Consider the following 12,452-nt stretch of genomic DNA (forward strand, 5'->3'; position numbering starts at 1 on the left):
ATGGAGGCTTTCTTGTTTACGAGACAATATTAAGAAATTTATTCTTATTAACGTTCATAAAGAACTATGTTTTCCATGGCAAAGATAATGGTAGAGGAAAATTACACCATGTTAACTTGTTTATAATCAGCTTATTGGTTAGATTGATTGTTGTACACTTTTATTACTATAAACTATCTGTATTTTACAAAAGAAAGTGTTTTTTTATGTTCTAAAATTATTACATAAGAGATGTCCTCATACCTCTAATATTTATAAATTCTTAGCCAGTTTAAATTGCATCAAAACCGATCGGAAATGAGTAAAACCCACCACAGAGTAACACAGAGTTCCACAGAGTACTATTTATCTGATGAAACGCGGATTAACACAGATAAATACAGATTGAAAGACTGTAGTTCTTTATCTTAGATTTGTTTCCCTTTGCGAAAATCTGCGTTCATCTGCGTTTCAATAAAGATTTAAACTCTGTGGAACTCCGTGTTACTCTGTGGTGAAATACACTCAAAACCATACAAAAATTCACAAGATTGTTTTATCTTTGTATCCATAGATAATGAAATTTTTGGAAGTATGAATTTACTCATGAACATACTATGGCTTCTATTGGGAGGCATATTCACAGCTGTCGAATATCTGATAGCCAGTTTCTTGATGATGATAACTATTATTGGTATTCCTTTCGGACTTCAGACCTTGAAAATGGCTTTGCTGGCATTATATCCATTTGGAAAGGAGGTGAGGAGTTCCCCTGATTCGGGTGGTTGTCTCAGTATATTAATGAATATTCTCTGGATATTTTTAGGAGGTATCTGGATAAGCCTTTCACATCTGGTATTCGGAGTGTTGCTGAGTATCACAATTATCGGATTGCCTTTCGGTATACAACACTTTAAGCTGGCGGGACTCGCATTGACGCCGTTTGGGAAGGAAATTGTAGATAAGAGATAATGTTTTGCAAAACCTGATCTATTTCAAGATAGTTTTTTTGAAACGCAGATAAACACAGATTATCGCAGATTAAATCTGATTTTGCGATAATCTGTGTTTTAATGCTAAGTTGATTTGCTTCTACGATATTTCTTATATAGAACGGAATAGGTTTCTATTTTTTGAGAACTTCAATTATTTTAGGCATCATTGTCCAGATCGTATTTTCGTCCTGCGCAGTATAGAAGTTTCCATCAATTTCAGATTTCTCATCTGTAGCTGTTCCATTTTGTATCGCTGGTTTTGCCAGAGGATGTACTGCTATTTTTTTACCGCTGGTGACTCCTGTAAAGTCAAACATCATTGCAGCGGCACAGTGCCCAATCATTAGTTTTCCTTTGTCTCCGAAAGTTTTAATCACTTCCATTAAATCAAGATTATATTGCTTGTCTGCATTGTTTTTAAATACAGGAATTGCATCTCCACAGGCAAATACCAATGCGTCATATTCATCTTCATGCCCTTTCAGATTACTTATCACATCGTCTGTAAGTAAGGTTATTCCTGAGTTGGTTTTAATCTCTTTCGTTTCTGCCACTGCATACACTTTGTATGAAATATGATTCTCAAAAAATGCTTCCAGATACTGGAATAAACCGAATCCGTTGACCGGATTTACTGCTAAAACTGCAACTTTCTTTGCCATAACATTAATTATAAAGTGAAACAATAGTTATTTTTAGTAAGTTTATTACTTTTGTACCGCAAAGATAGATTTACTAATTCATATAAACAAGAACGTACCTCAGGATAAGGGACTTACATAGAAGTAACTATTGTTGAGCATCAGTGGAATAGAATAAATAAAAAAATGGAAAATTTTCATCCTACAGGAAATTGCCCCGTACGGGACGTGTTGAGCAGATTAGGTGATAAATGGTCAATGCTCGTGTTAATCACATTAAATGCAAATGGAGTGATGCGTTTCAGTGATATTCATAAAACGATTGAGGATGTATCTCAACGTATGCTTACTGTAACTCTTCGCACACTTGAAGCTGACGGATTGGTGGCAAGAAAGATATATGCCGAAGTGCCTCCACGGGTGGAATATTGTTTAACCAAGACAGGACATAGCCTGATTCCTCATATTGAAGCTTTGGTAGGTTGGGCGTTGGAGAACATGCCTGTTATTTTGAAAAACAGAGAAACTAAATCATAAAACAACTATTATGAAAACAGAAAAAGAAAAAATGCTGTCAGGAGAAATATATGATTTTACTGATACAGAATTGATTACCCGTTGGCACAAAGCAAAACAACTGCAAAAAGAATATGCTGCAACAGATACAACAGATCAGGAGAAATTGGATACTATTTTGGATGAATTACTTGGTTCACATGGAAAGAATGTGTGGATCACTGCTCCTTTCTTTGTGGATTATGGTGAGAATATTCATTTAGGGAATAATGTCGAAATAAATATGAATTGTGTTTTCCTCGATTGTAACCGTATTACCATCGGTGATAATTGTGGTATTGCTCCGGGGGTGCATATTTATACTGTATTTCATCCGGTAAATCCGATGGAGAGGCTTTCTGAAAACAGTGCTTACTGGAATTCTTTGACAGCTCCTGTCACTCTGGGCAATAATGTCTGGATTGGCGGTGGTTCTATTATATTACCCGGAGTGACTATCGGTGATAATACCACCATCGGAGCTGGTAGTGTGGTGACTAAAGATATTCCGGCTAATTGTCTTGCAGTGGGAAATCCTTGCCGCGTAGTAAGGCAATTATAAGATACATCTGTTTTATAGCGTAATAATTTCCAGATCATCAGGGACAAATATATTGCCTTTAAATAGTCTGGAAGCTTCTTGGCTGTATTTATGTTTCCGTTCTTTTATGTTTTTGTCTTCTGTATGATAGAGCAATAGGTTTTTTACATTTAATTCTTCTGCCAACCTTCCGGCATCAAGTGCTGTACTGTGATGTTTTTCATATGGTTTGAATCTTTCTTTGTCTGCATAAAGGCAAAATGCCTCACAAAGTAACCAATCGCAATGTGCTACATATCTGTGGCTTTTTTCGTTGTAAGGTTCGTCACCCAGGCAGACCAATGTTTTTTGGTTGGGTAGGATAGCCTGAAATCCAAATTGTTTCATCTTAGTGGAAGCAATATCGAAAAAAGAGAGTTTTATATCGGCGATTTCTACTTTGTCTCCATCCTTAACTTCCTGTATAAGAATCCGGTTACCAATGGGAAGCATTATTTTCTGTGGGAGAGTCAGACGGCAAATAGTAAGCAATGTTTCTTTCACTTCATCGTGGCAGTAGATAGTCAAAGTGCCCTCATACTTACCATTGTTTATCATCATTGCTATATTGCGTACCATCCACACCATACCCAATAAGTGATCAGTATGTGCGTGAGTGATGAACATATGATGAATGTCAGTACAAGCAATATTTGCTTTTTTAAGTTGAGTGAAGATGCCGTTGCCACCGCCGGCATCTACTAAAAAGTACTCTTTTCCGGACTTTAGAGCGAAACAGGTATTATAGCATTCTACTGCCATTGCATTTCCTGTACCCAGCATTATGAGTTGAGTCATTATATTACTATCTTTTTCATTTGTTTTCGTGTTGCAAAGATAGCATTTATTCAGATTTTTGCGGCAATTTTTCTTTTCTACCGGAATGTTATAGTGTGCTTTTACTCGTTTATTGCTACGCGCTGAAATTGATCTTCAATATAAATTGTAGCTTGATTACTGCTGAATTTGAGCAATATATATTCCGGATCTTTCACTCCTTGCGGGAAGAATTTGATAAACCAATTCTGCCAGTATTTTTCTTTTGACTCTGCGTCATCCATAACTTCTACTTCTCCGGTCAGTACCACACTGTCACCTCCGGCATGGAAACAAAGTCCTGCTTTCGGATTTGCACGAAACTCTGTAGTCTTTAGCGAAGAGGTGCCGGTAGACATCCAGATAGTAGATAATCCTTCTGATGCTATTTTGGCAATGGGGACAGGACGAGGATAGCCTTCTGCATTGATTGACGACAAAACAACAACTTCACACTTCTGCAGCAAAGATGCTGCTTTTTCTTTAATTTTTTCCATTTGTCTTTTGGGGTATTAATTAATATGAATCATAATCGGTGAGTCCCAACCGGTTGCCGGATGGATCGGTAAATTCAACAGCCCAGCCTGTTTTGATCTTGAACGGTTCGGATAAAAAGAGTATGCCCTGCTGTCTCAGCTGTTCATAGATTGCTTTTACATTTTCTACTTCCAGCCATATGGTAGTCTGGGCATCAGGGTGCATAGATATATCTTTCAGGATAATAGCTGGTTCTTCATCGCCTACTTTATAAGCTACCATACCTTTATCCTCAAATTCAAACTTCATTTTAAGTCCCAATATTTGGGTATAAAACTCTTTACTCTTCTCCATATCCTTCACCGGAAGGAACAGGTTGTCATAGTTCTTTATTTCCATAATTACTTTTTATTACGGAAGCAAAGATAGAACGGTTATAACCTGTTTTTTGTGTATAAAATCGACATTATATCGATTAATCTTTCGGAGATCCCCCTGTGAATCGTTTGAATTCACGGATAAAATGTGCATGATCATAATATCCGCAATCAATAGCTGTAAGGAAAACACTTTGTTCTGGGTGTTGTTGTAATACTTCCTGTGCATTTTGGAATCTCACAACAGAACTGAATACTTTTGGAGTTATTCCGATGACGGATTTAAACTTACGTTCAAACTGGCGTTGACAGAGACATACTTCTTCTAATACTTCTTTGATTGGTAAGCATCCTTTGTGGTATTTTATGGTATCTACTGCTGCCATAATTTGTTTATCAGGAATAGTGATGCGATTTAGTTTGCCAATCAGATAGGAGTCTATATAGTTTACCACTTCTCTTACATCATTCCGGATGGCTATATTATCACAAAATAATGTATTGTCAAAAATGGATTCTAACAAAGATATATCTATTCTCTGATTGGTTAATTCGTGTATGGGTACATTGATAAAAGCTGTGATACCTCCTGGTTTGAAGCGTACACCTACCATTTTCATACATCGGGTATATAAAACGTCAGAATAGGAAGTCATTGTACCTACAATGTATGGATGAAAAGGAGACATTCCGTTATTGGATATAGTGTCGTTACAATTTAATAAGATGTCTACGCATCCATCCGGCAAAATCCTGACGGTTTGCTCTCCCTCAATGAAACTATCAAAAGTCCAATAAGTTTCTATATAGGGCAATAGGACAATACTGGGACGGTATTCCTGATACATTGGATTTATTAATCAGGTTACAAATATAATAATTACATCCGGAAACTACATTATAAGCGCATTATCCGGAATGCTTATTTATTTTTCCGGTCGTTGTCTTTTTGCTTTTGATTGTGCACTATCTGTTTTTGTAGAATCATTCTTTTGAACTTCTTCCTGCTTTTTCTCCATTTTTCTCTTTAGATTACGAAGCTTCCACTTGTTCCAGAAGAAAAGTTCATTCCATTTACTGAAATCTTTTTTATACATAATACCGACTCCCTGAGTGGTCAGATTGGTTTTAGTATAATAGCGATCATTCGTTTCATTATATGCTTTCAATCGTACTTCTCCCGAACGGGTCAGTAACCATTCTGCTTCAAAGTCTCCCACAAAGTTAGTATTTGCCATTGGATTATCTCGGTATCCAAAGTTCCCATTGATAATCAGCCGGTTATTGAGTAACTGCCCCGAAAGGATTCCTTCCACTTCCATATCTGTCCAGCCCTTCTCACCGGTACTGAGATTGGTTCCGATATTCCAGTTGTTATTGTCGATAATCTGTGAGAGTACATTGTTCAGCTGTCCGGATAGAGTAGAAGATAATACAGAAGACATCATGTCGGAACTCTGTCGGTTACCTGTATTATTTTCCATGTAAAACTTACCAATACCTAACAGATAGAGTATCTGCATATTCATTTGCTCATCTGTGCTGATATAATTGCGTACCAAAGCCTGTACCTCATCACGTTCGTTGGGAAGCTCAATACCCAGTTTAATAGAGGGACGCAACAGAATGCCAGTAAGATTCATCATACAGTTTACACGAACATTCGGTTGTTGTACAACCACAGATGCATCTGGTATCAGATCATTTAATGAGGCTGAGGGTACAGTGTAAGAGGCTTGTATATCCAATGTAGCATCAAGTGGTGGTCCATTGAATGTAATAGTACTTCCGTCTTTGATAATAAAGTCCTTACGTATTACTTCCTGAAGGCTGAATTTATAGATACCCTGTTGGATGTGGTAGTTACCGAACATTTTCACATCTCCTTTATTATAGAACTCTACACGAATATTACCTGAACCCCGTCCACTGATATAATCACCGGCAACAGGATCCATAACAATTTTCATTGTAGCATCCGGTGTAGCATCTACTAATATGTTGAGACGGATGTCTGTCTGTGAATTTTTCTCTTCTTCTTTCTGTTGGACTTGTTCATAGAATGAAATGATCTGTATCGAGTCCTGTATGCTACGTCGTGGGGTTTTGTCTACAAACTTAATAAATTGATTACTGGTGGCCGAAGCAACAGTTCCTGTACTATATGTAAAGTTTGTATTCCGGTTAGTAGTCATTGCTATATTTGCATCGAGTCCGTCTTGTGCATTACCTGCGAGCAGAGCATTTCCAGTGGCATATACTGTACCATAGAAGGGGAGATCCGGAGATTCCTGTGTGTTCATTACCAGCATATTGTTGACCTGAATGTCGAATTGATACTTTATATTCTTGAAATGTTCGTAATGGAGATATCCATTCATTCTTCCCTGGTGCCCTTCCATATCTGAAATATGGATGTGATTGAATGTGATTCCTTCCGGTGCCAGACGTATCGTGTCTTTTATGGCAAACGAGGTATTAAGTATATCAAATTTCATTGAGGCATCTGTCATTACGGCACCATCGAGATTTAATCCTTTGAATTTACCGTAAAAGTGCACTTTTCCTGTAGCTCTTCCTTTAATATCCTGAGCAATGGACCGCATATAATGTTCCAGAAACTTAATGTTCAGGTTTTCAGCATCAATGTTTAGATCGAGTCCGCTTGTAGGTTTGATAGGGTAGATGAACCCGTCTACGTGAACTTTGGAAATGTTTTTTTCTTGTATATGTGCATCCAGATAAATGCCTTTTTTCTCATTGTCCCATGCGCCATAGATATCTAAATCACCTAATAACCCTTTGTTCAGTGTGAAATTACGTATAGACAAGCGTGTGTTGAGTACCGGTTTCTTTAGTATTCCACTGGCATAAGCCATACCTGTGGCATCTCCCTCAAAATTAACATCGTCTGAAATGCGTGCAATGTCAAAAACATAACCGATATTGATGTCTTTCAGATTAACTTTTACTGTATCCGCTGGATTGTCGGATACGCGTCCGTTGATTCGGATATAACGGTCCTGATGACTAAAATAGAAATCGTTAACATCAATTTTACCAGAATCCACCACTACTTGCGAAGGATGTACTTCCCAAATAGTATCATTTAAGATAACATCCGTAGGCTTTATGTCTACAATTGCTTTGAGTAAGGGTTTGTCTCCTTCTGTACGTAAAAATTGTGCAGCAGCAGCCAATTGTCCGCTATATGTGACAGCAGCATTATTTCCCCAATTAATAGTAGTGTTTACAAGGTCATCTTTAGCCTGTGCTTCAAGAGAAAGGTTCACAGCTCCGTTCTTTTTTTGATTGGTAAAGCGAACTCTGGCTCTGAACTGGTCAACAGGGTTTTCACAAAGTAATAATCCTGATTCTATGAAATTGTTTTTGTATTGTAAACGTGGGAAATATCCTTCTACACGCAGGCGTTGCATTCGGTCATTGACATATCCGTTAATGGTGGAATGGGTATATACCTTTAATGGAATATCAAAGATAGTGGATAGAATATCTGTATTATATATATTAATGTCAAAACTGAAATTGTTGTCAGTCTTTATTGGCTTTTTAGGAGGAAGGATGAGTGAGGGTACATAACTACGCAAAATACCCATTATACTGGCGGGCAGTGTGTGGTACATGAAACGTCCCTTTACATTGGCAGTCAGAAACTCAGAGTTTAAGGTTAATTGGTTAATACCTGTCTGTTGTGTGGCGGACAGATGCATGTTCTTCATGAAGAAATTTTTCTCGGGAGCTGTGAACTGCAAACTATCTATATCTATATCACCAATCATCTGATCAATAGAGCCTCCCTTGAAATTCGCGTTTACTTTTATGGAGAATATTGCATCTTTATATTTGGGTGTCAGGTTTAATTCGTGTGGGCGGAAATTACTTACTGAGGCTGAAAAGTCAAAAGTTGGTACTTTCTCAGTCAGGTTAATGTTACCATTAATAGCAATAGTACCGTTTTCGTCATTTAATGCTACTTTACCATTGAATCCACCACGTTTGTATTCACCATCGAGAGTGATATTTTCATATTTATAACTACTATATTCAATGGCAGCTACTAGGCCTTTCAATACGATGGAAGGGCGCTGCTTTTCATAATGATTACCTTGTACGTCGAGATTAAAGGTGATTTCTCCTAACTTTTCATTATTCAATAATTTCCCCAGTTCAAAATCTTTTGTTTTAACGGATCCGGAATAGGCAAACAGACCCTTTGCTTTGTTTGAACTGAGTTTTAAGTCGGTTTTTACAGAACCTATGTCTGTATGGAACAGACCGTATGTGACGAGATCCGTGAAGTATCCGGAAACCTCTCCATGAAAAGATACATCTCCCAGGCGCTCAAGTATAGGAGGAACTCCATTATAATTTTTACTTAAATTGCGTACCAGAAAACCAATGCCGTCGCTATTGGCCGAAAGATTAGACATTTTGCCAAAAACGAAAGCGTCTTGTGGGTGTGACAGGTCTTGCAAAGAAACATCTCCTAACAGATGGAACTGCTTACCAGCCTTTATTTCAAGCTTAGAGCAATTCAGTTGGTCTATTGTACCATTGACATCCATATCGAGTTCGATCTGTTCTTTGAAGTTGGATAATGCCGGAACAAATGGAGAAATATCCTTTAATGTGATATGTGAAGGTAATGTGTGGAAAGAGAATCGTACGTTATTGGCAAATTGTTTAAATGCTCCCAGACTATCGTAATTCAGATGAATAGTATCCATCTTCAGAGAAGTATTAGGCAAATCAATAACAAAATTATCAATGGACATTTCTTTATCGTTAGCTACTAGCTTCAGACTTAGTTTTTTAAGCTCAAATCCGGATTGTTCGTCTACGCTTAGTCGCTTGATTGAGGCGTTTACAGAGTCATTTTGCAGCGCTTTCAACGAGATATTGGCTATAATGTTCTGTAAACGCACATGTTTGGCATTGAACTTACCTGGAGTTTCTTCTTCAGAAAGTACATCATATGCCAGTTTTCCACGACGAATTAATATGGAATTGATACGCAGGTCGATATTTTGCTCTTTCTTAATAGTATCTTTGGACGCAAATGCGTCAAGGACAAATTTGAAGTTAGGTGGTGAATCCGGAGTTTTTTTGTTTAGATTGATGTTGAAACCAAACAACTGCACACTACTAATGGTTATTTTTCCTTTGAAAAGAGGAAGTATCTCAAATTTGGCAGAGAGGCGGGTAACCTTCAACATTTCCTTCCCTGACTGGTCGTCAAGTAATACATCATCGATAATGATACGGTTCAACAGTCCCATATCTATTCTTCCAATAGTTAATTCGGTACCCATTACACGGGAGAGTTCTTTGGCTACGAATACAGCAAACTTCTGCTGAACAAAAGGTATGTTCAACAAAAGAATGACCCCGATATATACTCCCAGTACGATACCGAGTACCCAGCGTACAGTCTTTTTCAGCGTTCTGATAAGCGGTTACTTTTATTTTGCGAACAAAAATATAAAATAGTTCGTTATGAATCGTACTTTTATCATTACTTTTGTACCGTTTAAACATCAAAAAAACTATGAGTACAATAATATTAGGAATTGAGTCCTCTTGTGATGATACGTCGGCAGCCGTTATCAAGGATGGTTATTTGCTGTCGAATGTGGTATCCAGCCAGGCTGTTCATGAGGCGTATGGTGGTGTAGTGCCCGAGCTTGCTTCGCGTGCACATCAGCAAAATATAGTTCCGGTGGTACATGAAGCATTGAAACGTGCAGGAGTGACCAAGGAGGAATTGAGTGCTGTAGCTTTTACGCGTGGTCCGGGACTGATGGGGTCATTACTTGTAGGAGTTTCGTTCGCAAAAGGTTTTGCTCGTTCTTTAAATATACCAATGATTGATGTTAATCACTTGACTGGACATGTGTTAGCTCATTTTATTAAAGCAGAAGGTGAAGAGAATCAACAACCTAATTATCCTTTTCTTTGTTTACTTGTGTCGGGTGGTAATTCGCAGATTGTATTGGTGAAGGCATATAATGATATGGAAATTCTGGGGCAGACTATTGATGATGCTGCCGGAGAAGCGATTGATAAATGCTCAAAGGTGATGGGGCTCGGATATCCGGGGGGGCCGATTATTGATAAATTAGCACGTCAGGGAAATCCGAAAGCATTTACTTTCAGTAAACCGCATATACCGGGACTGGATTATAGTTTTAGTGGATTGAAGACTTCTTTCCTTTATTCACTTCGTGATTGGATGAAGGATGATCCTGATTTCATTGAACATCATAAGGTAGATCTTGCAGCTTCACTGGAAGCGACAATTGTAGATATTCTTATGGATAAACTTCGAAAAGCTGCCAAACAATATAAAATAAATGAGGTAGCTGTAGCCGGTGGAGTATCTGCTAATAACGGATTGCGTAACTCTTTCCGTGAACATGCCGAAAAATATGGCTGGAAAATATTTATTCCGAAATTCAGTTATACTACAGATAATGCTGCAATGATTGCTATTACAGGTTACTTCAAGTATCTGGATCGGGACTTCTGTTCGATAGAACTTCCGGCTTATTCGCGTGTTACTTTGTGATATAAAAGAGAGTTGTATTGAAAGAGGTTGCTAATTACAATTATCTGATTGGTATAATATGTTTGCAGAGATTATTACAATAGGCGATGAACTACTGATAGGGCAGGTCACCGATACAAATTCGGCCTGGATGGGGCGTGAGTTGAATAAAGTTGGCATTGAAGTGATTCGCGTTGTTTCTGTCCGTGATCGTGCGGATGAAATAACTGAGGCTGTAGACGATGCGATGAATAGGGCCGATATTGTATTAATGACTGGTGGATTGGGGCCTACGAAAGATGATATAACCAAACAGACGTTATGTGCTTATTTTGATACGGAGTTAGTGTTCTGTGAAGAGGTATTTGAAAATATCAAGCGTGTACTGGCAAGTAAGATACCGATGAATGCGTTAAATAAGAGCCAGGCAATGGTTCCAAAAGATTGCCTTGTGATAAATAACCGGGTAGGTAGTGCGCCTGTTAGTTGGTTTGAAAAAAATGGTAAGGTATTGGTATCTATGCCGGGTGTACCTCAGGAGATGATTACCGTGATGAGTGAAGAAGTGATTCCTCGTTTGCGTAAGAAATTTGATACAGATGTAATTATACATAAGACTTTTACTGTAAAGAATTACCCTGAATCTGTTTTGGCAGAAAAACTTGAATCATGGGAAGAAGCTTTGCCTGAATCTATAAAATTGGCCTATTTGCCTAAACCCGGTATTATTCGGCTCCGGCTTACAGGGCGTGGAAGGGATAAGGAAGCTGTGCAATCTCAGATTTCTGTTGAAGGGTGTAAACTGAAAGATATTTTAGGGGATGCTATTTTTGATGAAGAAGATACTCCACTTGAAATACTTATTGGAAATTTGCTAAGAGAGAAGAATTTGACCGTATCCACCGCAGAGAGTTGTACGGGAGGAAGCATTGCTGCTAAATTAACTTCTGTGCCTGGCAGTTCGGATTACTTTAAAGGAGGGATTGTTGCTTATTCTAATGAAATTAAGGAATCGTTGTTGGGGGTGTCGTCTGAAACGCTCAAAAAACAGGGGGCTGTCAGTGAAGAAACTGTGATCGAAATGGTAAAAGGTGCGATGAAAGCGTTGAAAACTGATTGTGCTGTTTCAACTTCCGGAATAGCTGGTCCTGGTGGAGGGACAAAAGAGAAACCGGTGGGTACTGTTTGGATTGCAGCTGCCTATAAAAATGAAATTCGAACAATGAAGCAAGATACAGACCGTGGGAGAGAGATGAATGTCGAGAGAGCTGGAAATAATGCCTTTTTGTTACTTCTGGACCTTCTAAAATAAAGAAAAAGTGTACTGTATAACGAATTATTTTAAGAATTACTTGTTTTATATCTATAAAAGTGCTTACTTTGCGCTCTGTTTGAAATAAGTATAGATAAAAACTATAAAAATAAGATAGAAATGTCGAAGATTTGTCAAATTACCGGAAAGAA

General features: G+C 38.0%; 11 protein-coding genes. 5 read left to right on the top strand and 6 right to left on the bottom strand.

Translation table 11 applies throughout. The annotated features are described in order from the left end of the window. The first annotated feature begins 573 nt into the window (after window positions 1-573). Window positions 574-951 carry a YccF domain-containing protein gene (locus tag QX565_RS20120; protein ID WP_289294134.1) on the top strand — a complete coding sequence of 126 codons (378 nt, stop codon included), beginning with the start codon at window positions 574-576 and terminating at the stop codon, window positions 949-951. Between the two features lie 154 nt (window positions 952-1,105). On the opposite strand, the gene QX565_RS20125 is transcribed toward QX565_RS20120, so the two are convergent. Next, window positions 1,106-1,636 carry a DJ-1/PfpI family protein gene (locus tag QX565_RS20125; RefSeq protein ID WP_221651023.1) on the bottom strand — a complete coding sequence of 177 codons (531 nt, stop codon included), beginning with the start codon at window positions 1,634-1,636 and terminating at the stop codon, window positions 1,106-1,108. A gap of 165 nt (window positions 1,637-1,801) precedes the next feature. On the opposite strand from QX565_RS20125, the gene QX565_RS20130 reads away from it, so the two are divergent. Further along, window positions 1,802-2,152, top strand: a complete 351-nt coding sequence (locus QX565_RS20130) for a winged helix-turn-helix transcriptional regulator (protein ID WP_002560148.1) — start codon at window positions 1,802-1,804, stop codon at window positions 2,150-2,152. Between the two features lie 10 nt (window positions 2,153-2,162). Then, a complete protein-coding gene (locus tag QX565_RS20135) occupies window positions 2,163-2,732 on the top strand; it encodes a sugar O-acetyltransferase (RefSeq protein ID WP_289294135.1) in 570 nt (189 codons plus the stop codon). A 12-nt stretch (window positions 2,733-2,744) separates the two neighbouring features. On the opposite strand, the gene QX565_RS20140 is transcribed toward QX565_RS20135, so the two are convergent. The 5 genes from QX565_RS20140 to QX565_RS20160 all read right to left on the bottom strand — a co-directional run bounded on the left by QX565_RS20140 (window position 2,745) and on the right by QX565_RS20160 (window position 9,753). After that, window positions 2,745-3,548, bottom strand: a complete 804-nt coding sequence (locus QX565_RS20140) for an MBL fold metallo-hydrolase (RefSeq protein WP_289294137.1) — start codon at window positions 3,546-3,548, stop codon at window positions 2,745-2,747. Between the two features lie 101 nt (window positions 3,549-3,649). Further along, window positions 3,650-4,063, bottom strand: coding sequence for a pyridoxamine 5'-phosphate oxidase family protein (locus QX565_RS20145; protein WP_221651021.1), 414 nt, complete (start codon window positions 4,061-4,063; stop codon window positions 3,650-3,652). Window positions 4,064-4,082: 19 nt separating this feature from the next. Next, window positions 4,083-4,442, bottom strand: coding sequence for a VOC family protein (locus QX565_RS20150; RefSeq protein ID WP_255586191.1), 360 nt, complete (start codon window positions 4,440-4,442; stop codon window positions 4,083-4,085). 76 nt (window positions 4,443-4,518) lie between these two features. Continuing rightward, complete coding sequence (locus tag QX565_RS20155; RefSeq protein WP_289294139.1) at window positions 4,519-5,268, bottom strand: helix-turn-helix domain-containing protein; 750 nt, start codon at window positions 5,266-5,268, stop codon at window positions 4,519-4,521. A 78-nt stretch (window positions 5,269-5,346) separates the two neighbouring features. Continuing rightward, on the bottom strand, window positions 5,347-9,753 hold the full coding sequence (locus tag QX565_RS20160) for a translocation/assembly module TamB domain-containing protein (RefSeq protein ID WP_289294142.1): 4,407 nt from the start codon (window positions 9,751-9,753) through the stop codon (window positions 5,347-5,349). Window positions 9,754-9,989: 236 nt separating this feature from the next. On the opposite strand from QX565_RS20160, the gene tsaD reads away from it, so the two are divergent. Continuing rightward, window positions 9,990-11,009, top strand: coding sequence for a tRNA (adenosine(37)-N6)-threonylcarbamoyltransferase complex transferase subunit TsaD (tsaD, locus tag QX565_RS20165; RefSeq protein ID WP_221651019.1), 1,020 nt, complete (start codon window positions 9,990-9,992; stop codon window positions 11,007-11,009). 58 nt (window positions 11,010-11,067) lie between these two features. Further along, a complete protein-coding gene (locus tag QX565_RS20170) occupies window positions 11,068-12,300 on the top strand; it encodes a competence/damage-inducible protein A (RefSeq protein ID WP_289294140.1) in 1,233 nt (410 codons plus the stop codon). The last annotated feature ends 152 nt before the right edge of the window (window positions 12,301-12,452 follow it).

Origin of the sequence: Bacteroides sp. 41_26 (assembly GCF_949740115.1) — a bacterium.
In the GTDB taxonomy this organism is placed as follows: Bacteria; Bacteroidota; Bacteroidia; order Bacteroidales; family Bacteroidaceae; genus Bacteroides; species Bacteroides nordii.